Source organism: Inquilinus ginsengisoli (genome assembly GCF_031453975.1).
Taxonomy (GTDB): Bacteria; Pseudomonadota; Alphaproteobacteria; order DSM-16000; family Inquilinaceae; genus Inquilinus; species Inquilinus ginsengisoli_A.
The window spans coordinates 89,591-116,281 of record NZ_JAVDPW010000011.1; the positions used below are offsets into that span (position 1 = coordinate 89,591).

General features: G+C 68.5%; 25 protein-coding genes. 10 read left to right on the plus strand and 15 right to left on the minus strand.

Annotated elements, in window-relative coordinates:
• From E9232_RS28450 to E9232_RS28460, 3 genes are read left to right on the plus strand one after another with little or no spacing between them, the layout of a single operon-like run.
• On the plus strand, nt 1-846 hold the full coding sequence (locus E9232_RS28450) for an NAD-dependent epimerase/dehydratase family protein (RefSeq protein WP_309799927.1): 846 nt from the start codon (nt 1-3) through the stop codon (nt 844-846).
• Between the two features lie 9 nt (nt 847-855).
• Nucleotides 856-2,067, plus strand: coding sequence for a D-mannonate dehydratase ManD (manD, locus tag E9232_RS28455; protein WP_309799929.1), 1,212 nt, complete (start codon nt 856-858; stop codon nt 2,065-2,067).
• On the plus strand, nt 2,055-3,224 hold the full coding sequence (locus E9232_RS28460; RefSeq protein ID WP_309799931.1) for a mandelate racemase/muconate lactonizing enzyme family protein: 1,170 nt from the start codon (nt 2,055-2,057) through the stop codon (nt 3,222-3,224). Before manD ends, E9232_RS28460 begins: the two co-directional genes overlap by 13 nt.
• A gap of 61 nt (nt 3,225-3,285) precedes the next feature.
• On the opposite strand, the gene E9232_RS28465 is transcribed toward E9232_RS28460, so the two are convergent.
• From E9232_RS28465 to E9232_RS28475, 3 genes are all read right to left on the minus strand, one after another.
• On the minus strand, nt 3,286-4,167 hold the full coding sequence (locus tag E9232_RS28465; protein WP_309799933.1) for an aldo/keto reductase: 882 nt from the start codon (nt 4,165-4,167) through the stop codon (nt 3,286-3,288).
• Nucleotides 4,168-4,266: 99 nt separating this feature from the next.
• On the minus strand, nt 4,267-5,763 hold the full coding sequence (locus E9232_RS28470) for an MFS transporter (protein WP_309799935.1): 1,497 nt from the start codon (nt 5,761-5,763) through the stop codon (nt 4,267-4,269).
• Nucleotides 5,760-6,971 carry an HlyD family secretion protein gene (locus E9232_RS28475; RefSeq protein ID WP_309799937.1) on the minus strand — a complete coding sequence of 404 codons (1,212 nt, stop codon included), beginning with the start codon at nt 6,969-6,971 and terminating at the stop codon, nt 5,760-5,762. Before E9232_RS28475 ends, E9232_RS28470 begins: the two co-directional genes overlap by 4 nt.
• A gap of 83 nt (nt 6,972-7,054) precedes the next feature.
• Between E9232_RS28475 and E9232_RS28480 the strand changes: the two genes are divergently transcribed.
• A complete protein-coding gene (locus E9232_RS28480) occupies nt 7,055-7,678 on the plus strand; it encodes a TetR/AcrR family transcriptional regulator (RefSeq protein ID WP_309799939.1) in 624 nt (207 codons plus the stop codon).
• Between the two features lie 44 nt (nt 7,679-7,722).
• Here E9232_RS28480 and E9232_RS28485 read toward each other — a convergent pair whose 3' ends face one another.
• Both E9232_RS28485 and E9232_RS28490 read right to left on the minus strand, forming a co-directional pair.
• A complete protein-coding gene (locus E9232_RS28485) occupies nt 7,723-8,328 on the minus strand; it encodes a DNA-3-methyladenine glycosylase (protein ID WP_309799941.1) in 606 nt (201 codons plus the stop codon).
• A 7-nt stretch (nt 8,329-8,335) separates the two neighbouring features.
• Nucleotides 8,336-8,716, minus strand: coding sequence for a nuclear transport factor 2 family protein (locus E9232_RS28490; RefSeq protein ID WP_309799942.1), 381 nt, complete (start codon nt 8,714-8,716; stop codon nt 8,336-8,338).
• Between the two features lie 250 nt (nt 8,717-8,966).
• Between E9232_RS28490 and E9232_RS28495 the strand changes: the two genes are divergently transcribed.
• The 3 genes from E9232_RS28495 to mug are packed head-to-tail and all read left to right on the plus strand — an operon-like array spanning nt 8,967 to nt 12,169.
• A complete protein-coding gene (locus E9232_RS28495) occupies nt 8,967-10,001 on the plus strand; it encodes an HlyD family secretion protein (RefSeq protein WP_309799944.1) in 1,035 nt (344 codons plus the stop codon).
• A complete protein-coding gene (locus E9232_RS28500; RefSeq protein ID WP_309799946.1) occupies nt 9,998-11,608 on the plus strand; it encodes an MFS transporter in 1,611 nt (536 codons plus the stop codon). The genes E9232_RS28495 and E9232_RS28500 overlap by 4 nt, the downstream gene beginning before the upstream one ends.
• A gap of 6 nt (nt 11,609-11,614) precedes the next feature.
• Complete coding sequence (gene mug, locus E9232_RS28505; RefSeq protein ID WP_309799947.1) at nt 11,615-12,169, plus strand: G/U mismatch-specific DNA glycosylase; 555 nt, start codon at nt 11,615-11,617, stop codon at nt 12,167-12,169.
• Nucleotides 12,170-12,235: 66 nt separating this feature from the next.
• On the opposite strand, the gene E9232_RS28510 is transcribed toward mug, so the two are convergent.
• The 10 genes from E9232_RS28510 to E9232_RS28555 all read right to left on the minus strand — a co-directional run bounded on the left by E9232_RS28510 (nt 12,236) and on the right by E9232_RS28555 (nt 23,119).
• Complete coding sequence (locus E9232_RS28510; RefSeq protein ID WP_309799949.1) at nt 12,236-13,528, minus strand: D-tagatose-bisphosphate aldolase, class II, non-catalytic subunit; 1,293 nt, start codon at nt 13,526-13,528, stop codon at nt 12,236-12,238.
• Nucleotides 13,529-13,549: 21 nt separating this feature from the next.
• A complete protein-coding gene (locus E9232_RS28515) occupies nt 13,550-14,860 on the minus strand; it encodes an alpha-glucosidase/alpha-galactosidase (protein WP_309799951.1) in 1,311 nt (436 codons plus the stop codon).
• 44 nt (nt 14,861-14,904) lie between these two features.
• A complete protein-coding gene (locus E9232_RS28520; protein WP_309799953.1) occupies nt 14,905-15,858 on the minus strand; it encodes an SIS domain-containing protein in 954 nt (317 codons plus the stop codon).
• Nucleotides 15,859-15,887: 29 nt separating this feature from the next.
• Entirely contained in the window at nt 15,888-16,763 is an 876-nt protein-coding gene (locus tag E9232_RS28525) for a carbohydrate ABC transporter permease (RefSeq protein ID WP_309799955.1), read from the minus strand.
• Between the two features lie 9 nt (nt 16,764-16,772).
• Nucleotides 16,773-17,696, minus strand: coding sequence for a carbohydrate ABC transporter permease (locus E9232_RS28530; protein ID WP_309799956.1), 924 nt, complete (start codon nt 17,694-17,696; stop codon nt 16,773-16,775).
• Between the two features lie 37 nt (nt 17,697-17,733).
• Nucleotides 17,734-18,990, minus strand: coding sequence for an extracellular solute-binding protein (locus E9232_RS28535; protein WP_309799959.1), 1,257 nt, complete (start codon nt 18,988-18,990; stop codon nt 17,734-17,736).
• A 24-nt stretch (nt 18,991-19,014) separates the two neighbouring features.
• Nucleotides 19,015-19,983, minus strand: a complete 969-nt coding sequence (locus E9232_RS28540) for an N-acetylglucosamine kinase (RefSeq protein ID WP_309799961.1) — start codon at nt 19,981-19,983, stop codon at nt 19,015-19,017.
• On the minus strand, nt 19,983-20,762 hold the full coding sequence (locus E9232_RS28545; RefSeq protein ID WP_309799963.1) for a DeoR/GlpR family DNA-binding transcription regulator: 780 nt from the start codon (nt 20,760-20,762) through the stop codon (nt 19,983-19,985). The genes E9232_RS28540 and E9232_RS28545 overlap by 1 nt, the downstream gene beginning before the upstream one ends.
• A gap of 560 nt (nt 20,763-21,322) precedes the next feature.
• Nucleotides 21,323-22,105: an SDR family oxidoreductase gene (locus tag E9232_RS28550; RefSeq protein WP_309799965.1), complete on the minus strand. Its 783-nt coding sequence runs from the start codon at nt 22,103-22,105 to the stop codon at nt 21,323-21,325.
• A 39-nt stretch (nt 22,106-22,144) separates the two neighbouring features.
• A complete protein-coding gene (locus tag E9232_RS28555) occupies nt 22,145-23,119 on the minus strand; it encodes a sugar-binding transcriptional regulator (RefSeq protein ID WP_309799967.1) in 975 nt (324 codons plus the stop codon).
• Nucleotides 23,120-23,392: 273 nt separating this feature from the next.
• On the opposite strand from E9232_RS28555, the gene E9232_RS28560 reads away from it, so the two are divergent.
• The 3 genes from E9232_RS28560 to E9232_RS28570 are packed head-to-tail and all read left to right on the plus strand — an operon-like array spanning nt 23,393 to nt 26,684.
• Complete coding sequence (locus E9232_RS28560) at nt 23,393-24,256, plus strand: transketolase (protein WP_309799969.1); 864 nt, start codon at nt 23,393-23,395, stop codon at nt 24,254-24,256.
• Complete coding sequence (locus E9232_RS28565; RefSeq protein WP_309799971.1) at nt 24,253-25,203, plus strand: transketolase family protein; 951 nt, start codon at nt 24,253-24,255, stop codon at nt 25,201-25,203. Before E9232_RS28560 ends, E9232_RS28565 begins: the two co-directional genes overlap by 4 nt.
• Nucleotides 25,204-25,205: 2 nt before the next feature.
• A complete protein-coding gene (locus E9232_RS28570; RefSeq protein ID WP_309799973.1) occupies nt 25,206-26,684 on the plus strand; it encodes an FGGY-family carbohydrate kinase in 1,479 nt (492 codons plus the stop codon).
• Nucleotides 26,685-26,691: the final 7 nt, after the last annotated feature.

Genomic DNA, 26,691 nt, shown 5'->3' on the forward strand with positions numbered 1-26,691 from the left:
ATGGACACCGCAAAGACCGTCAAGACCATCGCGCTGACCGGCGGCAGCGGCCGGATCGGCCGCGCCATCGCCGCGGCGGCACTGCGCCGCGGCCATCGCATCGTCAGCATCGACCGCGCCGCGCCGGCCGAGGCGCAGGAGAACACCCGCTTCGTCCAGGCCGATATCGGCGACTACGACGCGCTGGTCGACGCCTTCCGCGGCTGCGACGCCCTGATCCACATGGCGGCGATTCCCTCGCCGGGCAACCACCCCGACCACATCGTCCACAACAACAACGTCACCGGCAGCTACAACGCCCTGCGCGCTGCGATCGAGGTCGGCATCACCCGGATCGTGCAGGCGTCGAGCGTCAACGCCATCGGCCTGTCCTTCAGCCGCGAGGCGCATTTCGACTACCTGCCGATCGATGAGGCGCATCCGAACTACACCGAGGAGCCGTACTCGCTGTCGAAATGGATCTGCGAGCAGCAGGCCGACACCTTCGCCCGCCGCTACAGCGACCTCCGCATCGCCAGCATGCGCTTCCACCTGGTGGTGGAGGAGCGCGCCCAGGCCGGGGCCGTCTACGGCTTCGCCACCAAGGAGGCGTCGAAGCATCTCTGGGCCTACACGCTCTACGACGCGGCGTCGCGGGCCTGCCTGCTGGCGCTCGACGCGCCGTTCAAGGGGCACGAGGCGTTCTACATCGCCGCCCCGGACACGGTGATGGATGTGCCGAGCCTGGATCTCGCCGCCCGCTTCTTCCCGGATGTGCCGATCCGCGGCGACCTCAGCGGCTTCAGCAGCTTCTTCTCATCCGCCAAGGCCGAGCGGATGCTCGGCTGGCGCCACGATCCCGACTGAGGTGCTTCCATGAAGATCAAGGACGTCAAAGTCATCGTCTGCTCGCCCGGGCGGAACTTCGTCACCGTCAAGATCGTCACCGACGAAGGCCTGTACGGCATCGGCGACGGCACGGTGAACGGGCGCGAGCTCTCGGTCGTCAGCTATCTCCAGGACCATGTCGCGCCGCTGCTGATCGGGCGCGATCCCGCGCAGATCGAAGACATCTGGCAGTACCTCTACCGCGGCGCCTATTGGCGGCGCGGGCCGATCACCATGGCGGCGATCTCGGCCGTCGACATGGCGCTGTGGGACATCAAGGCCAAGGCGGCGAACATGCCGCTTTACCAGCTGCTCGGCGGCGCCTCGCGCCAGAAGGTGATGATCTATTCGCATGCCCAGGGCATGTCGATCGAGGAGGCTGTCGACGCCGTCGGCAAGAAGCGCGACGAGGGCCATGTCGCGATCCGCTGCCAGGTCGGCATCCCCGGCCTGCCCGCGGTCTACGGCACCGGCAAGGGGGCGAAGCAGGACCGGGGCGGCATGGTCGAGGCCCTGCCGCATGAGGAGGTGTGGTCGACCTCGAGATACATGCTTCACATCCCGAAGCTGTTCGCGCGGCTGCGCGACGTCTATGGCGACGACCTGCACCTGCTGCACGACACGCATCACCGGCTGACGCCGATCGAGGCAGCGCGGCTGGGCAAGGACCTGGAGCCGTTCCGCCTGTTCTGGCTGGAAGACCCGGTCCCGGCCGAGCTGCAGGAGGGCTATCGCCTGATCCGCCAGCACACCACGACGCCGATCGCGCTGGGCGAGGTGTTCAACACCATCTGGGATGCGCGGCTGCTGATGGAGGAGCAGCTGATCGACTACATCCGGGCGACGTCGGTCCATGCCGGTGGCGTGACCGGGCTTCGGCGCATCTTCGATTTCGCCTCGGTCTACCACATCCGCACCGCCTGCCACGGGCCGATGGATGTCTCGCCGGTGGCGATGGGCACGAACGCCCATATCGATCTCTGGGTGCCGAATTTCGGCATCCAGGAGTTCTCCGGCTACACCCCGCTGATGCATGAGGTCTTCCCCCATTCATGGGTGCAGGAGGGCGGCTACATCCATCCCGGCGAGGCGCCGGGCCATGGCGTCGACATCGACGAGGCGCTGGCGTCTAAACATCCGTATCAACGCGCCTACCTGCCGGTGAACCGGCTGGAGGACGGCACGCTGTGGCACTGGTGACCGGCATGAAGATCTCCGCCATCCGCGCCTACCCGGTCTGGGTCGGCACGCGCAACCAGCTGATCGTCAAGGTCGAGACCGACCAAGGTCTGTCCGGATGGGGCGAAAGCGGCCTCTCCGGGCGGGAGAGGGCGGTGGTCGGCGCCATCGAGCACTACCGCGAATTCCTGATCGGCCGCGATCCGCTGCGGATCGGCGCGCTGTGGCAGGAGATGTATCGCAGCCAGTATTTCGAGGGCGGCCGCGTGCTGCAGGCGGCGATCTCGGCGATCGACATCGCGCTCTACGACATCCTCGGCAAGGCGCTCGGCGTGCCGGTCTACCAGCTGCTGGGCGGCAAGCAGCGGGATCGGATCCCAACCTTCGCCACCACCTCGGCCCCGCCGGGCGAGGCGATGATCGAGCAGGCGCGGGCGCTGATCGCCGCCGGCTGGACCGCGATGCGCCTGTCGCCCTCCGGCCATGGCGGCAGCGCGGTCTATGAGCCGCGCGAGCATATCGCCACAACGGCGAAGTGGTGCGTCAGGGCCCGCGAGGCGCTGGGCGGCGACGTCGTGCTCGGCATCGACCTGCATCACCGCCTGTCGGTGGCGGAGGCGGCGAGCTTCTGCCAGAAGATGCCCTCCGGCACGCTCGACTTCCTGGAGGAACCGATCCGCGACGAGACGCCGGAGGCCTATGAGGCGCTGCGGCGGATGGTCGACGTGCCCTTCGCCATCGGCGAGGAGTTCGCCTCGAAATGGCAGTTCCTGCCCTACATCGAGCGCAACATCCATCAGTTCAACCGGATCGACATCTGCAATGTCGGCGGCTTCACCGAGGCGATGAAGGTCGCGGGCTGGAGCGAGGCGCATTACGTCGACATGATGCCGCACAACCCGCTGGGCCCGATCTGCACCGCGGCGACGGTGCATTTCGCCGCGGCGGTCCCGAACTTCTCCTGGCTCGAGACCCGCACCTCGACGGCCGAGCAGCTCGGCTTCGACAATTCCGAATTCTTCCCGGTCCAGCCACGGATCGAGAATGCCCATTATCCGGTGACGGACGCGCCCGGCCTCGGCGTCGAGGTGAATGAGGCGCTGATCCAGCAGCAGAGCTTCAAGTTCTGGGAAGCGCCGCATCTCAAGCGCAACGACGGATCGGTGACGAACTGGTAGGGCGGCCCTCGTGATCGTCAAACGAGATTGGGCTTGGCCGCCCTAAGCCGTTGCATTCAGGTCAGCGGACCCGGGGAATGAAGCCGGGCACGCCGGTCGTCACCACGCTGTTGAACCGGATATTGGTGGTGATGCCGTCCCGGATCTGCTGCATCGCGTCCTCCGGCAGGGTCGAGATGTCGAAGTTGCCCCGGATGCGCTCAGGCTTGGTCGAGGTGGTCAGGAAGGCGGTGCCGCGCTGGGCGGCCCAGGCCAACGCCACCTGGGCCGGCGTCTTGCCAACCCGCTGGGCGATGGCCGTGATCACGGGGTCCTCCAGCAGGTTCGGGTCCATGCCGTGTCCCAGCGGCGCAAACGCCAGCAGCACGATCCCGTGCTCGCGGCAGAAGTCGAGCAGCTCCCATTCCGGAAGATAGGGGTGGGATTCGACCTGCACCGCGGAGGGCTTGATCCGCGCCCCCGCCACGATCTCGCGCAGCTTTTCCAGGGTGATGTCGGACAGGCCGATCGACTTGGCATGGCCCTCATCCACCAGGCGTTCGAGCGCCTGCCATGTCTCGCCCAGCGTCACCCCGGAATCATAGACGACCTTGCCGTCCGCATCCCTCGGATCCTGGTCGTCGCCGGGGCGGAAGGCGAAGGGGGTGTGGATGATGTAGCAGTCGACGGTGTCGACCTTCAGCCGCCGCCGGCTGGCGTCGAAGGCGGGCTTGACTCGCTCGGGGCGATGATTGGTGTTCCACAGCTTGGTGGTGACGAAGACGTCCTCGCGCCGGACCGTCCCCGCCTGGAAGGCGGCCTGGAACGCGTCGCCGATCGCCTCTTCGTTGCGGTAGCGTTCGGCGCAATCGAAATGGCGGAACCCCACCTCCAGCGCGGCGGTCACCGCCTGCCGGGTCGCGACCGGATCGGGGATCAGCGTGCCGAACCCGGCGGCGGGCATCGCCCCGGTCCCGTGGTTGAGGGGGATCCGTTTGTCGCGAAGCGCATCGGGGATTGCCATCTTCGTACGCCTTTGTCCTGGGTTGGCGATGGAGCGGGGTCAGCGGGCCGGGCGCGGTTTGCGGAGAAACAGCACAAGGGGACTCACGATCAGCATCGCGATCATCATGACCTCGAACTGGCCGATGATCCCGACGAAAGCCGCCTGGCCGGTGATTATGTGGTTAAGCGAGACAAGTCCCGGCCCGGCGATCGACCCGGTGACATGGGCGGCGGCGCGAGTGGGTATGAGCTGCTTCGCCAGCGCCAGATGCATGGCCTGGGTGTTCTGGTGGAAGAAGGTCTGGACCAGGGCGATGCCGATCGTGCTGCCATAGAGGCGCGACAGGTTGAACAGCACGGTGCCTTCCGGGCGCAGCGCCGGGTCGAGCGTGCTGAACGCCGCCTTGGTCAGCGCCGGCATCAGGATGCCCAGGCCGGCGCCCTGGATCACGCCGGCGACGATAACGGGCCGCCAGTCCATCAGGGGGGAATAGCCGAGCATCCGTCCGTTGGCGTAGATGATCAGGGCCATCCCGCCGGCCACGAGCCACCGGTTGTCGATGCGCGACGGGGCGCGCACCGTCAGGATCAGCGCCACCACCAGCGCGATGCTACGGGGAACCGCCATCATGCCGGTGGTGTCGGCGGGATAGCCGAGCAGTTCGTCCAGCATCGGCGACGTCAGGGCCATGGTCGGCAGCAGGACGAAGCCGAAGGCGAAGAACAGGATCGCGGACAGGATGAAGTTGCGGTCCCGGAACAGCGCCTTGCTGAGGAAATGGACCTTCGCGGTCAGGATGTGCACGAGATAGAGGCCGAAGCCGAGCACCGCGGCCGCAGCCTCCACCCAGCTCTCGGCCGAATTGAACCAGTCCACCCGTTCGCCGCGGTCGAGCAGCGCCTGCAGCCCGATCAGGCCGAGCGCCAGCGTTGCCAGGCCGAAGGCGTCGAAGGGCGGCGGCTGCTCGGCCTTCTTCTCCGGCAGCGACAGCGCCATCGCCAGGAGGATGAACCCCGCCATCGGCAGGCTGAGGGTGAAGATCGACCCCCAGCCGAAATATTCGCACAGCCAGCCGCCGATGCTGGGGCCGCTGACGATGCCCAGCACCAGGGTGATGGTCCACATCAGGCTGATGCGGGCATGACGCTGCGCCGGCAGGATGTCGAGCAGGATCGCCAGCGACAGTGGGGCGAGGGGGCCGCTTGCGGCACCCTGGACGATGCGGGCGGCCATGAACTGCATCGTGGTCGTCGCCAGCGTGGCGAGCACGAGGCCGAGGGCGAAGACGGCGATCGAGAGCTGATAGACCGCCTTGCGGCCATAGCGGCCCGCGAGCCAGCGCGTCATCGGCATGGTGATGATGCTGGCCGCGATGTACCAGGAGAACACCCAACCGGCCTCGTCATCGGCCATCGACATCGTGCCCTGGATGTGGAGCAGGGCGGCATTGGGCAGCGAGATGTTGACCGCCTGCATATAGGTCGCCAGCAGCGCCGCGATGGTGATGGCGCGATGGCCGTCGGCCGCAGGGTTCGATGCGGATATGGCGCTCATTCGGCCGCCTCCGCCGCGAACGCGGCCAGCAGCGCGTGGCGCCAGTTGCTGCGATGGCCGGTGTCGACCCGCACGGTGGCGCTGATGCCGGAGAACAGCGGCCGGCCCGGATCAACCTCATCGAGTTCGAGGCGCACAGGCAGGCGCTGGACCACCTTGACCCAATTGCCGGTCGCGTTCTCGGGCGGCAGCACCGAGAAATCCGATCCGGTGCCCGGGCTCATGCTGACGATATGCGCCTTGAAGCTGCGGTCCGGATAGGCGTCGACATCGATCGATGCTTCCTGGCCCGGGCGCATGTGGGTCAGGCCGGTCTCGCGGAAATTCGCCTCGACCCAGATCTGTCGGCTCGACAGCAGCGAGAACACGTCGGCGCCGGGATTGACGAAGTCACCGACCTGGAGGTCGTCGACCCGGGTCACGATGCCGTCATCGGGTGCCGTCACCGCGGCATAGGAGAGGTCGAGCCGGGCCCGGTCGAGCTGGGCCTGGGCGGCGCGGACCGAGGGATGGCGATCGATCTCGATATCCGGATCGCCGTTCAGCGCGGCCACGGTGTTGGCGACCTGCTGTTCGATCGCCGCGATGTGCTGGCGGGCGATCTTGAGGTCCGTGTCCGCCCGCTCATAGGCCGCGCGCGGCGTCCAGTCGGAGGCGACGAGCGCCTTCTTGCGGCCGAACTCGCGCTCGGCGAAGTCGGCGGAATCCTTGGCCGACTGCAGGTCGGCCAGTTGCTGGCGGTAGGTGGCCTTCAGCGCGTCGATCTGCAGGCGCGCGCTGCCCAGCTGTGCCTCGGCCTGGTCAACCGCGATCTGGTACGGCGCCGGGTCGATCCGGAACAGCAGCTGGCCGCGCTGGACCTGCTGATTGTCGGTCACCGCGACTTCGACCACCTGGCCGGAGACCCGGGCGTTGATCGACTCCTTCGCCGCACGGACGAAGGCGTTGTCCGTCGAGACATAAGGCTCTTCGGCCAGGTAATAGGCCGCGCCGGCGCCTGCCAGGATCAGCGGGAAGGCGATCAGCAGCGGGCGGCGCAGGCGTTCGCGCAACGCCCGCTTCGGCGCCACGGCGCGGCGGCCGGATCGGGAGCGATCGAACACCCGGCTCAACTCGGCGTCGACCTCGGCGAGCTGCACCGGATGGCTTTCGCCGATCGCGATGCCTGATGTCACCGAGTTGCTGGGGGATGCGAGGTTGGGCTGCATGACGGGCCTCATGGCCATTGAATATTGTACCGTTCCGCATAAATATGGAGATACGAGAATTCCCGTCAAGGATTTTATGCGACATGGTACAAAAAAAGGATGACGAGCCGCGGGGCCGGGGCCGGCCACGTGCCTATGACCCGCAGGTCGCCCTGCAGCAAGCCACGGACCGGTTCTGGAGAAGCGGCTATGCCAGCACGTCGCTCGACGAGATCAGCGCCGCCACCGGCATGAACCGGCCGAGCCTCTATGCCGCGTTCGGCGACAAGCACGCGCTCTATCTCAAGGCGCTCGACCGCTATTGGCAGCGCGCCTTTGCCGCGATGCGCGAGGCGTTGGCGGATGTCGACCAGGCCTTGGACGAGGCGCTGATGCGCGCCTATGACGGGCAGCTGGAGATCTACTTCTCGGACGACGACCTGCCGCTCGGGTGCTTTGCGATCGGAACCGCGACCACCGAGGCGGCAGAGGATCCCGAGATCCGCAGCTCCCTCGCGGACGGACTCCGGGGGCTCGACGCCGATCTCGAAGCGCGATTCCGGATAGCGCGCGACAAGGGCGAGCTGAAGGATGGTGCCGATCCCGCGGCGCTCGCGGTGCTGGCCTCCGCCGTGCTGCACACCATCGCCATCCGCGCCCGCGCCGGCGTCCCCCGGGCCGAATTGCGGGAGATGGCGCGCAAGACGGTGGACATGATCTGCGGCTGACCGAAGGGGTCGACCAGCCCCTCACCCCGTCACGATGCCGTCCCTCATCGGTTGAGCGATTGCGGGCCGCTGACGAACCGATTGCCCCGAACGTAGAAGCGCAGCGGACTGTCGGCTGCGCGCGTGATGCCGATCCGTTTGCCCTGTCCGATATCGCCCGACGCCTGATCGTCGGATCCGAGCCATAGCGGACCGGCCTGGCAGAGGTCGATCCCGTCCAGCCGGCGATCGATTCCCAGGGCTGCGCACAGCCGTCCCGGGCCCCGCGCCAGGTCGCGCACCCGCTCGGTGCCGCGATTTCGCGCCATGATCGCGATTCCGTCGGTCGGCTCGATCGCCCGGATCAGGACGCCCGCGCCCACGCCCGGCATCTCGCTCGAGACGTTCAGCATGAACGAGATGCCATAGGCAAGATACACATAGGCGTGCCCGCGCTCGAGGAAGAGCGTCCGGATGCGCGGGGTGATGCCGCGATAGGCGTGACCCGCGGGGTCGCCGATGCCGTAGGCCTCGGTCTCGACGACGCGGCCGCCCGCCACGCCTTCGGCCAATGTCCGCACGACCCTTTTGCCAATGAGAAAACGGGCAAGCTCGGCGGTATCGACGGGCAGCTCCGCCCGGTCCAGCACGCGCGGGAGCGCCACTGTCATGCCGAGGTCATCCCATGCGCTCGACCCACTGCGCGCGCGAAGGCCCGGGCTCGAACGGGTCGGCAAAGTATTGGGTCTCGCGCGTCACATTGCCGTCGAGGAACTCCATGATGCTCACCGTAAAGGACGGCCGGCCGTCATAGGAGAGGATGAATTCCGTGACCCAAAGGTCGCCTGCGCCGGTGATGCGGCGCACCGTGAAGCGCTTCGAATTCGGCTGCGCCGCGCGCGACGCCTGAATGTTGCGGCGGCCCCGGATGCGCTCGCCGGACTGTGGGTATTCGAGCACCGCGTCCTCCCGGTAGATGTCGTGCTCGGCATCGAAATCGTTGGTATCGGAAGCGGCCCAGTGACGGTCGAGGGCCTCTCGAATCCCAATGTCATCCATCCTGCTGCTCCTGTTTCTGGAAAACGCCGCGGAAATTGGTGGCCAGACCTAGCCGTGGGCATAGTCGACAACGCGACAGGCCGCCGACTACAGTTCCTGGATCAAGCCAGCGTATCGGGGAATCGTGATGGATGGGCAGCCAACTTCCGCGGCCGTCAGCCCGTCTGGGCCGACACCTGCTTCCGGGCAGCCGCCCGCCGGCCCCGACCAGAGCCCCGGCACCAAGCCATCGCGTCGGCTGGGGGCCTGGTTGCTCCGGCTGGTGATCCTCGTCATCGCGGGCGGAATCGTCGCCCTGTTCGTCATCCGCTGGGATGTCTGGGTCGGCCAGGCGAGCCGCCAGGACACGGACAATGCCTATGTGCGCGGCGACATCACCCCTCTCAGCGCCCAGGTCGACGGCTATGTCGACCGCGTGGCCGTGACCGATTTCCAGTTCGTCAAGGCCGGGGACCTGCTGGTCGAGATCGACGACCAGGACTATCGGGCGCGGGTGGACCAGGCCGATGCGGATGTGCTGGGCGCGGCGGCGGCGATCCAGAATTTGAAGGCGCGCAAGGACCTGCAGCATGCCGAGATCGACCAGGCGCAGAGCGTCATCGCCGCGACCCAGGCCGATGTCGACCGCACCAAGCTGGAGCTGAACCGCCAGCAGACCTTGCTGGGGACCACCTTCGGCACCCCCCAGAGGGTTGAGCAGGCGCTCGCCGATGAAAAGCGCTTCGAGGCCACCCTCACGCGCAACCAGGCCGAACTCGAAGCCGCCCGCCGGCAGATGGGCGTGCTCGACACCCAGGAACTGCAGCTCCGTGCCGATGCCAAGGCCAAGGACGCGGCGCTCGCGCTGGCCAAGACCAATCTCGGATACACCCGGATCATCGCGCCGGTGGACGGCATGGTGGGCGAGCGCGGGGTTCGCGCGGGACAATATCTGCGCCCCGGCACCCAGGTCATCTCCGTGGTCCCGCTGGACAATGTCTGGGTGATCGCGAACTACAAGGAGACCCAACTGACCCGCGTGGCGATCGGCCAGAAGGCCGAGGTCACCGTCGACACCTTTCCCGGGGTGACCGTGACCGGGCGGGTCGACAGCATCGCGCCGGCCAGCGGATCGCAGTTCAGCCTGCTGCCGCCGGACAACGCCACCGGCAATTTCACCAAGGTGGTGCAGCGGATCCCGGTCAAGATCGTGCTCGATCCCGGCAGCCCGCTCGCCGGCCGGCTGCGTCCCGGCATGTCGGCGGTCGTGACGATCCTGACCGACAGCCAGCCGGCGAAGCCGTGACCGCCGCCGTCGAGGCGGCCGGCGCCCGCGTCCCGGCCGCGCCCGCGCCCTGTCTGCGCCCGGTGGCCGGCGTCGCGGCGGTGCTGCTGGGCGCCGTCATCTCGACGCTGAACACGCGGGTCACCACCTTCGGCCTGGCCGACATCCGCGGTGGCCTCGGCCTCGGCTTCGACGAGGGCTCGTGGCTGACCACCGCCTTCTCCGCCAGCCAGATGGTGGTGGCGCCGTGCGCGGCCTGGCTCAGCACGGTCCTTGGCCCGCGGCGCTTCCTGCTCTGGGCCAGCGCGATCTTCATCCTGTCCTCGCTGCTGCTGCCCTTCATGGCCGGCTACGACGCCGTCATCGCCCTGCAGGTCGTCCGCGGCCTCGCGGTCGGCACCTTCATCCCCGCGTCCCTCGGCTTCATCCTGCGCAGCCTGGCGCCGCGCTGGTGGATCTGGGGCATCGCCGCCTATGCCTTCCGCTTCACCTTCTCCCAGAACGTCGCCGCCTCGCTCGAGGCCTGGTATTCCGAGACCGGCCAATGGCAGTGGATTTTCTGGCAGAACGTCGTGCTGACCTCCGTCATGGTCCTGCTCATCCTGTGGGCCGTGCCTCGCGAGGGCATCAACCGCGACCTGCTGCGCCGCACCGACTGGGGCGCCATCATCTTCGCCGGCCTGGGTTTCGGGCTGGTCTATGTCGGGCTGGACCAGGGCAACCGTCTCGACTGGCTGAATTCCGGAATCGTCGTCGGCTGCCTGACGGGGGGCCTGCTGCTGGTCGTCGCCTTCATCGTCAATGAGGCGACCGTCGAGCATCCGCTGATCCACCTGCCGGTGCTGGCCCAGGCGAATGTCGCGATCCCGGCGCTGCTGATCTGCATCTACGGCTTCGGGTCCCAGGCCACGGCCTTTGTCCTGCCGGACTATCTGACGCGGATCCAGGGCCTGCGGGCGCTGCAGGTCGGTGATGTCCTGAACTGGATCGCCCTGCCGCAATTCGTGATCATCCCGTTGGTGGTGCTGGCGCTGCGCCGGGTCGATGCCCGCCTCCTCCTCGCCATCGGCTTCGCCCTGATCGCGATCGGCAGCTGGATGGACACGGGCCTGACCCATGACTGGGCCAACGGCGACTTCCTGCCCTCCCAGATCGTCGAGGCGGTGGGCCTGGCGATCGGCATCACCTCGCTGGTCACCTTCGCGGTCTCGAACATCAAGCCGCCCCAGGCCGCCGCCATCGCCGCTACCATCCAGATCTCCCGGCTGTTCGGCATCGAGCTGGGGACCGCCTTCATGCAGACCTTCGTGCGGGTGCGCGAGCAGGTCTATTCGAACCTGATCGGGCAGCATGTGGTTTCGGGCTCGGACGCCGTGGACCGCATCGTGACCGCGCTCTCCAACGTCTTCAGCCAGCGTGCGAACAATATCGGGCTGGAGACCAGCCAGGGCATGGCCCAGGCCGGCCGCTTCGTGCAGCGCGAAGCCTACGTGCTGGCCTATATCGACGGTTTCTGGATCGTCGCCTGGGTGCTGGCGCTGGCACTGCTGCTGCTGCTTCTGCTGCGCCGCCCGCCGCCCAACCCGATGACGCCGCCGCGCAACGACATCCCCGTGACGCCCCGGTAGCCACCGATGGACCTGTCCTATTTCGACATATTGGCGCCGGAGCTGCCGGTCGTCTTCTGCGGCATCAACCCCAGCGCACAAGCCGCGGTCTCCGGCCACAATTTCGGATCGGCATCCAACCGCTTCTGGCCCGTCCTGCACCTGTCCGGCTTCACGCCCGAGCGGATCCGGGCGCAGGACGACCGCCGCCTGCTCGCCTTCGGCTGCGGCATCACCGCCGCCGTCCCGCGGGCCACGCGCAGCGCCGGCGAACTCCAGGGCCGCGAACTCCGTGACTCGGGGGATGGGCTCCGCGCCAAGATCGATCACTTCCGGCCCGAGACCATCGCCTTCCTGGGCAAGGCGGCCTATGAGGCGATCGCAGGGGACAAGGTCGATTGGGGGCGGCAATCCGCCCGCTTCTGCGGTGCCGTCGTGTGGATCCTGCCGAACCCAAGCGGGCTCAATCGCAGCTTCAGCCTTGCCGATCTTGTCGAGGCTTACACAGCACTCAGGATCGCGTGTTCATCCTCTTTGACACGTTGGATGGCTCGACGGTCTCCCGAGGGGGCGCCCCAATAGGTTGGTGTTCGCCGATGCGTCGGCACCCTTGCCGGCGACGAACCGACCAGACATGGCGCTTCTGGGTCATCCGCCACGGCCACCGGGACCGGAGGCCCGTCGATACCGGGCAAGGACCTGGCCGAGCGCCGCCATGACGAGGTCAGGCGCCTCGGCCCTGACCACCCTCGTCGCCACAGCAGGATAGAGCGGGGCGAGATATTGGCTCACGAGCGTCTCGGGTATGGCGCCCCCGGCGAGGCGGTCGAACAGCCGGTCGACCGCCTCTCGGGCCTCGGGATGGGGCCAGTAGTAGCGGATGCGGTCGCTGTAGCTGTAGTGTCGCTTGATGCGGGCCGCCGTGGCATCGCCGCCATAGTAGCGCTGCCAATGTTCGGGTTCGGCGCACATCAGCCGTTCCATGGTGGCGCGGAGCGAGGCGGCGCTGCGGGCGGGGTCGAGCTCATCCGCGATCGCGTCGAGGCCGTAGAGGACTTCGCGCAGGGCGAAGGTCAGCCAGGGGCCGACCTTCAGGATCGCGAAGCCGTCCCGCACGAGCCCTTCGAGCCCTTCCTCCGTCTGGTAGTCGGTCGAATGCGCCTCGAAGACCAGCGGCGCATGATCGCCCAGCCATGAAGAGAGGGCCGCGGCGCGGGCGGGATCGTAGCGGATGACCTCGCCGTCGCCGAATTCGACGCCCGGCTGGACCACCAGCCCGATCACGCGCTCGAACGCGGTTTCCAGGCCGCGACCGGCGAAGGCCGCGGCATGCACCGCGACGGTGCGCTCCGCGGCCTCCGGCCTCGTGACCTGGAGGTGATCGGCCGCCGCCTCCCACGCCCCACCGGGAACCGGCACCTCGGTGCCGATGACATAGACCGGGCGCCGGCTGCCATCCGACCGGGCCTCGGCGACCGCCGCCAGGCGCGCCGCCCGGCTGGCGACCGTCTCGTCCTCCAGCGCCTCCGGCTCGCCGCGGCAGCCCATGCTGGCATCGAGATGGATCTTGGCGAAGCCGGCTTCGACATAGGCCGCGATCATGGCGTCCGCCTTGGCGAAGGCCACCTCGGCGTCGAGGTGCTTCCAGGGGTTGGGGCCGAGATGATCGCCGCCCAGGATCAGCCGGTCGCGCGCAAAGCCGACACGGTCGGCGATCCCTTCGACGAAGCGGCGGAAGCCGGCGGGGGTCATGCCGGTGTAGCCGCCATCCTGGTTCACCTGGTTGCAGGTCGCCTCGATCAGCACGTCGGATTCCGCGGCCAGCCCTTCGCGCAGGGCGGCCTCGACCACGAGCGGATGGGCGGAACACACCGACGGCAGACCGCGCCTGGTGCCGTCGGCGCGACGGCGGGACAGGCCGGCAAGGGTCTCGACGCTCATCTTACGATCTTCCCTTCGCTGCTATGCGGCATGCCGGAGCGAGGCCGGCAGCCACTCGCCATGGGCTTCGATCAGCTCGTCGACCAGCGACCAGATCTGGTCCGGGCCGAGTTCGGCCGCGGTGTGCGGATCGAGCATCGCCGCGTGGTAGACGTGGCTGCGGTCGCCGGTCAGCGCCGCCTCGACGGTGAGGCGCTGGACGTTGATGCTGGTCTGCATCAGCGCCGCGAGGTGCATCGGGATCTCGCCGACCGTGACCGGCTGCACCCCGTTCCCGTCGACGAGGCACGGCACCTCGACGCAGCAATCGGCAGGGAGGTTGGTGATCGATCCCCGATTGATGACATTGCCGTAGACCACCCGGCTGATGCCGGTCTCGCGGCTGTGGATGATCTCCGACGCATATTCGTTGCTGCGGACGGCCTGGATGACCGTCTTGGGATCCTCCATCTCGGCCTGGGTCTGCTGCCATTCCGCGATATTGACCTCGCAGCGGCGGATGTATTCGTCGAGCGGGATGTTCAGCCGCTCGATCGCCTCCGGCCGGTCGCGCTTGATGTACCAGGGCACATATTCGGAGAAGTGCTCGCTCGACTCCGTGACGAAGTGGCCGAACCGCTGGAGCAGGTCGTAGCGCACGCGGTTGTCTTCGGGGACCCGGCCGTCCTGGGCGACCTTCCGGATCAGCGGATAGAGATCCTCGCCGTTCCGTTCGAACTTGAGATAGAAGGCGATGTGGTTGATGCCCGCGGCGAGGTAGTTGATCTCCTCGACCGGCACGCCGATGTCACGGGCGAGCTGGGCCGCGGTGCCGCGGACGCTGTGGCAGAGCCCGACGGTGCGGATGGGGCTTGCGCGGTTGAGCGCCCAGCAGTTCATCGCCATCGGGTTGACGTAGTTGAGATGGAGCACGTCGGGGCACAGCCGCTCCATGTCGCGCGCCATGCCGACCAGCACCGGGATCGTCCGGAGGCCACGCATGATGCCGCCGATGCCCAGGGTGTCGGCGATGGTCTGGCGCAGCCCGTATTTCTTCGGCAGCTCGAAGTCGGTGACGGTGCAGGGTTTGTAGCCGCCGACCTGGATCATGTTGATCGCATAGTCGGCGCCATCGAGGGCGCGGTCGCGATCGGTCGTGGCGACGATGGTGGGCTTGATCTTCAGCGCATCCGCGATCTTCCGCGCCACGATCTCCGAGGTCGAAAGCCGCTCGGCATCGATGTCGTAGAGATGGATCTCGCTGTCCGCGAGTTCGGGATAGCTGAGGATGTCGCCGAGCAGGTTCTGGGCGAACACGGTGCTGCCGGCGCCGATGAAGGTGATTTTTGCCATGTCGGCTCTCTGTTTCCGATTTGCTCTTGCGGCCGGAGGCCGGCTCAGGCGACCAGGACGACCTTGGTGAGGTGGCGGGGAGCGGTGGAATCAATGCCGCGGCGAAGAGCGACCCGCTCGCCGAGCAGCTGCAGCGCGGGCAGGCAGACCAAGCCGCGGAGGGCGTCGGGCGCCGTGACCTCGATCGAGAGGTCGCCCGGGCCGCCGAAGCCGATCACCCGCGCGCCCTTGGCCTGCAATTCCCGCGCGAGCTTCGCTTCCTCGTCCCGCAGCGCGTCGCTGGTGAGCATCACGACCAGCGTGCGGTCATCGACCAGGCTGACCGGGCCATGCCGGTATTCCATCGGGTGATAGGCCTGGGTGTAGCTGAGGCTCATCTCCTGCAGCTTCAGTGCCCCCTCCTGGGCGATGCCGTAGAGCGGGCCGCTGCCGAGAAACACGAAATGGGAACGGTCGGCGAGCACGGCGGGCAGGCCGTGGTCGAGCGCCTGCAACACCCGGCGGGCCTCAAGCGACGTCTCCGGGCCGACGGCCTGGCCGATGAAGCGCAAGCCCAGCAGCACCATCAGGCTGGCCGAGGCGGTCATCACGATGCCCTCCTCGGGATGGGTCGTGGCGAACAGGACATGGTCCGAATTGCGCGCCAGGCTGCTGCCGGCCTCGCAGGTGACGCCGATCACCGGCAGCCCCGCTTGCCGGCTGCGCTGTGCGGCCTGGACGGATTCGGTCGACTCCCCGCTGCGCGACAGCACCATGACCATGACGCCGGTCTCGTTCGCCACCCAGGCGCGCGGACGGTGGGTCCATTCGCTTCCCGGCACTGCCACCGCCTCAATGCCCGCGAGGTTCATGGCCGAGGCGACGCTCTGGGCGAGATAGAAGGAGGTGCCGCAGCCGACGACGACGTAGCGCCGCCCGGCATCGGCCGTGATCGGGAGCTGTGGCGCGCGGTCCCAGAACGGGAACTGCTCCACGATGCTGCGCTCCGTTGCATTCATAGGGGTGTACCTCGGGTGAGCGGGAGCGGTTACTTGCCGGTGCCGGCCGTGAGGCCCTGCACCAGGAACCGGTTGAGGAAGAAGACGACGATGAACGGGGGGATGATCGCCAGGATGCCCGCGGCGTTGAGCAGGCCGTAATTGATGTCGTGGCGGGACGCGAGTTCCGGGATCATCACCGTCAGCGGCTTGGTCGCCGCGGTCGGCGAGAACACCAGGGGGATGCCGAACTGCTGCCAGACGCTGAGGAAGGTGATGATGCCGGCGGCGATCAGGCCGGGAAGCGCGAGCGGCAGCACGATCCGGAACAGGATGCGCATCCGCCCGGCGCCGTCGATCGCCGCGGCCTCCTCCAGCACCACCGGCAGGCCGGAGAAGAAGCTGCGCATCATCCACAGCGCGAGCGGCAGGAAGGCAGAGACGTAGATCAGCGTCAGCCCGAGATAGGTGTCGACCAGCTTCAGCGCGATCATTTCCCGATACAGCGGGATGATGACGGTGTAGCCGGGCACCGCCAGCGTCGCGACGACCAGGCCGAAGACGATGTTGCGGCCGGGGAAGTGGAGCCGGGCGAAGGCGTAGCCGCCGAGGGCCGCGAGCACGATCGTCGCCAGGGTGGCGGCCACGGCGGTGACGATGCTGTTGATCGTCGCGCTGCGGAACTGCGGCCAGATCGACTGCCCGGTGGCGTTGTCGGCGGCGTTCTCGAGGCCGAGCAGGCCGGTGTAGTGGGCGAGCGTCGGGGCCGGCGGCACCGCATGCGGCGGCTGGGCCAGGAGATCGACCGGCTGCATCAGGCTGGAGTTGATCGACCAGTAGATCGGCCCGAGCGACCAGATCAGCACGAAAGCGATGAACAGGCCCTTGAAGATCTTCTTGGGCTGGATGGCGCGGGATTTCGGCATGGCGTCCTCCTACTCCCCCTGGGTCTCGCCGCGGCGGCGCGCGACATAGATCAGGGAGACCGCGAGGGATGCGATCAGGACCAGGATGGACAGCGCCATCCCGTAGGACATGTGGAGGTTCTGGAAGGCGGACATGTAGACCTGGATCAGCAGGGTCCGGGTGTCGAGGCTGGCCCCGCCGAGGATCCAGGCCTCGTCGAACAGGTTGAAGGCGGACACCGTCGACTGCGTCATCGCGATCGCCAGCGCCCCCATCGTCATCGGCAGCGTGATCGAGAAGAAGGTCCGGATCGGCCCGGCGCCGTCGATCTTCGCCGCCTCGTAGAGATGCATCGGGATGGTCTGCAGCGCCGCCAGCATGATGACCGCGGTCAGCGGCAGCATCTTCCAGACATGGACGATGGTGATGATGAGGAGGGCCGCGGTGCGGTCGTTCGACCAGACATAGCCGGCGGGAATCAGCCCGAGCCCGTGCAGGATGGCGTTGAGCACGCCGTAGCTCGGGTTGAACATCCAGCTCCAGATCAGCGAATTGACCACCGACGGCATCGCCCAGGGCAGGATGATGGCGGCGAGCAGCCATTTGCGGACCGGCCCCATGCTCTGCAGCAAGAGGGCGAAGGCGACGCCGCCGACCGTCTCCAGGATGACGGCGAGGAGCACGATCCAGGCCGTGTTGGCGGTGGCGGCCCGCACCTCCGGGTCGTTGAACAGGTTGACGTAGTTGGCGGCGCCGATGAACGGCGTCCCCGCCCGCATCGGATCGATGCGGTACAGGCTGTCCCACGCCGTCAGCACCAGGGGCAGCAGCACCAGGGCGCCCATGACCAGGACGATCGGCGCGATCAGCAGGAGGCCGAGCCGGGCGTCACGGCCCGGCAGGCGCAGCGCCGCGATGCGCCGTGCCGCCGAGATCCGATCGGGTTTCGTCATCGACATCGTCATCGCCCTGGTCCCCGTTGGCCCGCGGCTACTGCTGCATCGCCGACTGGGCGCGGGCGGCGATCTGCTTCATCGCGTCGTCGACGCTGATCTGGCCCTTGGCCGCCTGGTTGATGGTGGCGGACGCGGCGCTGCTGAATTCCGAGTACCAGGGCGGCGTGCCCTGGGCGAAGATCGCCTGGGTGAAGGCGCCGTATTTGGCGATGTCGTCGCCACCGACCAGCTGGCCGTCCTGGGACAGGGCCTTCAGCGCCGAGGTCCGCGTCGGCAACACGGCGACGGCGGTGTAGATCTTCGCCTGATGGTCGGCCCACCACTGGATGAACTTGACCGCCGAATCCTTGTGTTCGGAGTTGACCGGGATCGCGAGCGCTTCCGGCAGGCCGATGGTGCGCAGGGTCGAAGGGTCGGCCCCCGTCAGGCCGAGGGCGGCGAGGCCGGGAATGGTCGAGCGCTGTTTGTCCTGGTAGATCGCGAGGTCATAGGGGTGACCGGCGATGTCGAACGCCGCGGCGCCATGCGCGAAGGCGGCGGTGGTCTCCTGGTCGCTCATCCCCGTCATGGCGGGGTTGATCAGCCCGTCATGCAGCCCGTCGACCACCCATTGCAGCGCCTTGTAGCCTGGCGAGGCGGGATCGGTGAACAGCGGGTTCCAGTCCTTGTCGAACAGCTCGCCCCCGAACATGCGGGTGGTGAAGTACCAGGCGGTCGCCGCCCCCTCGGTCGCGGAGAGCGGGATGCTGATGGGAAACTCGACGACCTTCTTGTCCTTGAGGATCCGGGCGTCCCGGATGATCTCGTCCGGCGTCCTCGGCAGGTCGGTGATGCCGGCCTGCTTGAGATAGGCGGTGTTGATGGAGTGCAGCCGGAAGTCGTTGGCATAGGGAATGCCGAGCCGCGCGCCGTCATAGACGAAGACGCCGGCGGTCGGCATGTCGTCCACCAGCGCCTGGTCGAACTTGCCGTCGAGGGGGGTGAACCACTTCGCCGCGCCGAACTGACCGACCCAGGACCAGTCGAACTCGATCACATCGGCCGGCGCGGTTCCCGCGACCATCGAGGTCACGATCTTCGGGCGGATGTTGTCCCACGGCATGGTCTGCAGCTGGACCTCGATGCCGGTGTCCTTGGTGAATTCCTCGGTCAGGGCCTTGGTCGCCGCATCGGCCCCGAAGGACGGCAGCAGCACCGTGATGGTTTCCGCGGCGGCGGCCTGTGCCCAGGCCAGGCCGATGGCCAGCGCCGTCATGGCCACTGTCCGCGACAGGGTTTTAGAGATCGTCATCCCAGACACTCCCGGTTTTTGATTTCATTGCTTGGTCGGCTCGGACCCCGCACAGGAGATGAGCGAGGTCCGCAGCCGGTCGATCCAGGCCCGATCCACCGCCCAGCCGGCGGCGATCGCCGCACAGCGGAGTGCGCCGCCGACCGGCGGCAGGATCGGCTCGCGATAGGGCGTCCCGACCCGGTCGGCGACGCGAGTACGAAGCTGGGCGCTGGCGAAGGCGCCGCCGGCGACGCTCCAGCGGATGGGGCCGTCGCCGCCGATCGCCCGCCACGCGGCCACGACATGCCGGGCGAGATGGTCGGCGGCCTCGTCCAGGATGCGCAGCGCCTCGGGACGGCCGGCCTCGGCCTCGCGATCGACGAACAGCGCCAGGGCGGCGAGGTCCGACCGCAGATGGGCACGTGACCGATACCAGCCGATCAGCGCGTCATAGGGATCATCGAATGGGAGCCCGAGGAACGAGAACAGCGCCTCGCCGAAGCCCGGCGCGTCGTCGCGGCCGTCGATCGCGCGGCTGGCGCGGGTGACGGCCTCCTTGCCGATCCAGAACGCGCTGCCTTCGTCGCCGAAGGCGTCGCCCCAGCCGCCGACCCTGACGTGGCTTCCATCCCCGGCGGAGGCCCAGGCCATCGACCCGGTGCCGGCGAGCAGCAGGACGCCGGGGCGGCCGGCGAAGGCGCCTTCGAACGCCGCCTGGACATCGTTCATCACGATCACCGGCCGGTCGGAGAAGGCGGCAGCCGCTTCCTCCTGCTGCCGCGACACCTCGACGACCTCGCCGTAGCCCGGCATGCCCAGGGCGACCGCAGCGGCGTCCGCACGCAGGGCTGCCGACCGTGCCCCGAGCGTCGCGAGAATGTCCCGCCAGCCCGGCTCGTCGAACGGGTTGCAGCCGGACTCCCGCAGGCAGGCGGTCGCCGTGCCGTCTTCATCGGCCGCGGCCAGCAGCGTCTTCGATCCGCCGCCGTCGATCCCGATCACGACCGCCATCAGGCATCCTCCCCGTCGGCCGCGACCAGGAGATCGACCCCGAGGTCGGCCAGGCGTTTCCGCCACGCCTCGGAGAGGCCTTCGTCGCTGACCACCTTCAGGGGGGGCTGGAGCGGCGCGACGCCATAGGTGGCGCGCAGCCCGAATTTGGAGGAGTCGGCCAGCAGGATCGGCGTCGCCGTCCGGGTCAGCATGCGGCGGTTCAGGCTCGCCTCATGGACGTCCAGCGTGTTGATCGAACCATCCTCATGCGCGGCGCTGAAGCCCATGAACAGCTGGTCGAACCAGACCTCGCCGAGGACCTGTTCGGCCTGGGGGCCGACGAAGGACAGGTTCTCGTTGCGCAGCTGGCCGCCGATCACCGTGACGCGAAGCGCCGGCACATTGGCGAGCTCGTTGGCGACGGCGAGGCCGTTGGTGAAGATGGAGACCGCGATCGGCTGCAGCCGCAGCAGCCGTGCGACCTGCAGCACCGTGGTGCCGGCATCGAGGAAGATCGTGGTCTGCGGCCGGATCAGGTCATAGGCGCTGCGGGCGATCATCCGCTTGGCGCGGATGTTCTGGCTTTCGCGGACCCGGAAGGCGGTCTCGACGCCGGCGCTCTCCGCCAGGCGGACGCCGCCATGGGTGCGCTCGACCGCGCCCTCTTCCTCCAGCCGCTGGAGATCGCGCCGGATGGTCGCGAGCGAAGCCCCCGTCGCGTCGCAGAGATCCTGCACGCTCGCGGCGCCTCGCACATAGAGATGATGCCTGATGACGTCCAGACGCTCGCCCGACATGTCGCCCTCCTTCGCTCAGATAATCGGCGATTCCCGATCACAGTCAATCAAAAATATGATCGATATTGGTTGTCATTCAGGCTGAGGTGATCGATTCATGAGCAGATCGCGGCAGTTCGCGGCTCGCCTCTCGATCGATGGCAGACAAGGTGTGGAAATTGCCACGTCATCGCGAACCGCGGTTCGGCACGGGCCGGCGCCGCCACCATCCGAATGGACTGGGGTCCGGGGTCGCCGCCTCCAACGAGCATCGGGTCTGTGTCTCAGGCCCGCATCGCCTACATGGGCGGCCGGGCGCCCATCCAGGCCTCGATGGTCCCGAACGGGTGCTTGACGGCGGCGCGGCGGATGCGCATGGCCTCGGGCGGGCGATCGGCGTCGGCCTCGGCATGGTGCCCGGCGACATTCTGCGGCAGGCCCGGCTGACGCGCGGCATCAGCGCCGGCGGCAACGCCGGACTTGAGATCGCGCCGAAGGGCGGCCAGATGGGCGCGACGGACTATGTCATGCGGATCGAGCGGGGAGGCGGGCCGACATTGGCCAACGGGCCCGCCGCCGGCTCAGGACATGATCAGGCCGCCATCGACATTGATGGTCTGGCCGGTGATGTAGGCGGCGTCGTCGCTGGCCAGGAAGGCGACCAGTCCGGCGACGTCCTCGCCGCTGCCGGCGCGGCCCATCGGGATGCCCTGGACCCATTCGGCCATCAGCTCGCCCGGCTTGTAATCGCCCAGCAGCTTGCCCCAGGCGGCGTCGTTATAGGCCCACATGTCGGTGTCGATGATGCCGGGGCAGAAGGCGTTGACGGTGATGCCTTCCTTCGCCACCTCCTTGGCCAGGCTCTGGGTCACGCCGACCACGCCGAATTTCGAGGCGGCGTAGTGCGGCGTGAAGACGAAGCCCTGGCGCGCCTGGCCCGATGCGGTGTTGATCAGCCGGCCGCCGCGGCCGTGCTTGCGGATCCGGCGGATCGCCTCCTGGCAGCACAGGAAGACGCCCTTGGTGTTGACCGCCAGCACCTTGTCCCACTCGGCCTCGGTCATGTCCTCGATCCGGGCGATGGTGATGACGCCGGCGTTCTGGACCGAGATGTCGACCGCGCCGAAGCGCCGCTCCGCCTCGTCATAGAGGGCGACCACCTGGGCCTTGTCGGTGACGTCGGCGACGAAGGATGCGGCCCGGCCGCCTTCGGCCTCGATCCGCGCCGCGACCTCGGCCACCAAAGGCTCGTTCGCTGCCAGCAGGACGGCGGCGCCTTCCGATGCGAAACGGCGGGCGATGGCGGCGCCGATGCCGCGGCTGGCGCCGGTGATAACGACGGTCTTGTCGGTGAAGCGGGGCATGGGGTCTCTCCCGGAACTCTTTTGGTGTCGATGTAAGGATCAGCGGGCGAAATCGCCGTCGGACTGGGCCAGCAGCTTTTCCGCCGTGAACCGGTCGGTGATCAGGATGTTGATGTGCCGGCCCAGCAGGGCGCCGCGGATCGCCGCGACCTTGCGGGCGCCGCCGGCCACGCCGACGATGCGCGGGATGGTGCCGATCTCGTCCAGCGTCATCGCGATCACCCTTTCGTCCAGCGCGGTGCGGACCGGCGCGCCGTAGCCGCCGAAGAAGCGCAGGCAGATGTCGCCGACGCCGCCGGCTGCCACCACCGCCTCCAGCTCCTCGCCGGTGAAGACGTTGCCGCTGTTGGCCAGCATCTTCGACGGCTCGACCGCGCCGATGCCGACCAGGGCCAGGGTGATGCGCCGCCACTGGTCCATCGTGGCGCGGACATAGGGGTCGGCCACCAGCGCCCGCCTGGCCGAGGCCGAGCCGGCGACGCCGGGGGCGGGCAGCAGCTGGGGCTGCGACCCGGTCAGCTGGGCCAGGCGGGTGGTCAGGTGGGTGGCGTGGCCCTGCACCGCGGGGTTGCCCATGCCGCCCAGCATCTGCACCACCCGTTCCGCCGCCACGCGCTTCAGCGGGTTGATGCCGTCGACCATGCGCAGCAGCGAGGCGCTCCAGGACGAGATGCCGATGACGTCGCCATCGTCCAGCGTGGTCTCCAGGAAATGCGCCGCGGCGTCGCCGATGCCGGCCAGGATCGATTCCTCGCGGTCCTCGCCGCATTCGGCGACGATGGCCTCGGTCAGGCCGAAGCGGTCGCGTAAGCCGGTCTCCAGCTCGACATAGGTGCCGCGCGGCGCGTTGATGGTGATCCGGACGATGGATTCGGCCTGCGCCCGCTTCAGCAGGCGCGAGATCGTGGCCTGCGAGATGTGCAGCCGCTGCGAGATGTCGGACTGCTTCAGCCCGTCGACGTAATACATCTGCGCCACGCGGGTGATCAGACGAAGCTCGTTGATGCGGGTCATCGGCGGGCGGTCTCGGTGCAGGGCTCGCCGGATCGGCGCGTTGCAATTTTATGCAATAAAGTCTGGATATTCATGGATGGTTGCCCGTGGGTCAAGGGGCGCCTTCCGGATCCATTGCCGAAACTCCAATCCAGCCTACCCCTTTTGGAGGAAAGGCCGTGGAACGCCATGCGGCAGCAATCGGCTTGACGATCCGATTTTCTCACCGTAGCATGAATTTAAATCTGAGTGTGAATAAATATTCAGTCCGGAGGATGAGTGTCCGAAGTGCAGATGACAACCGCTCCTGACGCCCTGTCCCCGGCGCGCATCGCCGCGGTGGACGGGGCCGAGCGGGCACGCCTGCTGGCCGGGGCCGCGACCGCGATCCGCGGCTCTGTGCTCCGCACCATCGGGCGGGCCGGGCTGGGGCATGTCGGCGGCGACCTGTCGGTCAGCGACATCATAGCCACCCTGTTCTTCGGCGTGCTCGACCTCGACCCGGCCAAGCCGGCCTGGGCCGACCGCGACCGCTTCATCCTCAGCAAGGGTCATTGCGCCGCGGCGCTGTACAGCGCGCTGGCGCTGCGCGGCTTCATCCCGCCCGATCTGCTGGACAGCTTCATGGCGCCGCTGTCGGTGCTGAACGGCCACCCCAACCGGCGCAAGGTGCCGGGGGTCGAGGCCAACACCGGCCCGCTCGGCCACGGCCTGCCGATCGGTGTCGGCTGCGCCGTCGCGGCGAAGCTGGCGAAGGCGTCGTGGCGCACCTTCGTCGTGCTCGGCGACGGCGAGCTGCAGGAGGGCAGCAACTGGGAGGCGGCGATGTCCGCCGGCCACCGCAGGCTGGACAACCTGACCGCGATCGTCGACCGCAACCGGCTGCAGCAGGGCGCCCGCACCGAGGACACCAACCGGCTGGAGCCGCTGGCCGACAAGTGGCGCGCCTTCGGCTGGGACGTGGTCGAGCTGGACGGCCATGACCATGGCGCCCTGTGGGCGGCCTTCACCGCCGCGCCCGCGGGCAAGCCGCGCTGCGTGATCGCGCGCACCATCAAGGGGAAGGGCGTGTCCTTCATGGAGGATCGGGTGGAGTGGCACCACAAGGTGCCGACGCCGGCACAGGTGGAACAGGCCCTGGCGGAGCTGGCCCGATGAGCGCTGACAAAGTCGCCCAGGCCGGCACCTTCGATTGCCGCAAGGCCTTCGCCGAGACGCTGATCGACCTTGCCCGCACCGACCCGCGCATCGTCGCGGTGTGCAACGATTCCGTCGGCTCCAGCAACCTGGTCGCCTTCGCCGCCGAATTCCCCGACCGGCTGGTCAATGTCGGCATCGCCGAACAGACCATGGTCGGGGTCGCCGCCGGCCTGGCCAATGGCGGGTTCATCCCCTTCGTCTGCGCCGCCTCGCCCTTCCTGACCGGCCGGGCGCTGGAGCAGATCAAGGCCGATGCGGCCTATAATTTCTACCATGTGGTGCTGTGCGGCATGAGCCCGGGCATGGCCTATGGCGAGCTGGGGCCGACCCATCATTCGATCGAGGATCTCGCCTGGACCCGCGCGATCTCCGACCTCACCGTGATGGTGCCGGCCGACCCGACCCAGACGCGGGACGCGGTGCGCTGGGCCGCCGGCGCCGGCCGCCCGGTGTTCCTGCGCGTCGGCCGCTTCCCGGTGCCGGAGGTGACCCCGGCCGGCACCGATTTCGACGGCGGCGCCACCCAGGAACTGCGGGCCGGGACGGACGTTACCCTGGTCGCCACCGGCACCATGGTGTCGCGCGCCTTGGAGGCCGCTTCGCTGCTGGCGGGGGAGGGGATCGAAGCCCGCGTGCTCAACGTCGCCACCATCAAGCCGCTCGACCCAGCGCCGCTGGTCCGCGCCGCCAAGGAGACCGGCCGGATCGTGACGGTGGAGGAGGCGGTGGTGCAGGGCGGCCTGGGCGGTGCGGTTGCCGAGTTGGTATCGCAGGCCCATCCGGTGCCGATGCGCATCCTCGGCGTCACCGGTTTCGCCCCGACCGGCGACGCCGCCTTCCTGCTCGACCATTTCGGACTGAACGCGCAGGGCATCGCCGCTGCCGCGCGCCAGCTGGTGGGCTGACCGTGCCGGCCCCGCTCATCCTCGCCATCGACCAGGGTACCAGCTCCACCAAGGCGCTGCTGGTCGATTCTGCGGGGGCGGTGGTGGCGCGCGGCATGGCGCCGCTGGGCGAAAGCCATCCGCGGCCGGGCTGGGTCGAACAGGACCCGGCGGCGATCTGGGACAGCGTGCGGGCGGCCGTGGCCGCGTGTCTCGACGGCCAGGACCCGCACCGGGTCGCGGCGGTCGGCTTCAGCACCCAGCGCGAATCCCTTGTGATGTGGGACCGCAGGACCGGTGAGGCGCTGTCGCCGCTGATCAGCTGGCAGGACCAGCGCACCGGCCCGGTGTGCGAGGCGCTGCGGACGCCCGGGACGGAAGCGCTGGTGCGGCGGCGCAGCGGCCTGCCGCTCGACCCGATGTTCTCCGCCGCCAAGGCGAAATGGCTGCTCGATACGCTCGATCCGGACCGTGCCAGGGCCAAGGCCGGCGAGATCTGCCTCGGCACCATCGATGCCTGGCTGCTCAGCCGCTTCGGCGGCGACGCGGTGACCGAGGCCGGCAACGCCTCCCGCACCCAATTGCTCGATGTCCGCCGCGCCGCCTGGGACCCCGACCTGCTCGCCCTGTTCGGCGTGCCGGAGGCGGCGCTGCCGCGCGTGGTGTCCTCGACCGGGCCGTTCCCGGCCGTGCGCGGCCTCGGCCCGCTGCCGGACGGCGTGCCGGTCACCGCCGTGCTCGGCGATTCCCACGCCGCCCTGTTCGCCCATGGCGCCTTCGTGCCTGGGCAGATCAAGGCGACGACCGGCACCGGCTCCTCGGTGATGGGGCTGGTCGACGACGCCGATGCGCTCGATCCCGGCCTGTGCCTGACCATCGCCTGGTCGGTCGACGGCCCGGCCCTGGCCGCGGAGGGCAATATCCGCGCCGCCGGGTCGACGCTGCGGTGGGTGGCGGATCTGCTCGGCCTGTCGACCCAGGACCTCGCCGACCTGGCGGCGAATGCGTCCAGCGATGGCGTGTTCCTGGTGCCGGGCTTCAACGGCCTCGGCGCGCCGTGGTGGGACGTGAATGCCGTCGGCCTGCTGGCCGGCTTCAGCCTCGGCACCGGCCGGGCCGCGGTGGCCCGCGCGGCGCTGGAATCGATCCCGCACCAGATCGCCGATGTGGTCGAGGCGATCGATCGCAGCGTCGGCCGGGTCCACGCCCTGCATGTCGATGGCGGCCCGACCCGCAACCCGGTGCTGATGCAACTGCTGTCCGACCTGGCCGGCTGCGAGGTGCTGCGGTCGGACACCGCCGAATTGTCGGCGCTCGGCGCGGCGCATCTCGCCGGGCTCGGCGCCGGGCTGTGGTCCTGGGACGATCTGAAGGCGCTGCCCCGCGACCGCCACGGCTTCGTCCCGGTGATGCCGGCGGAGCGGCGCGGGACCGAGCGGGACGGCTGGCGGCAGGCGGTGCGGCGCGCCTCAGGTAAGCCGCCGGAGACGGCGGGGCGCTGAGCTGCCC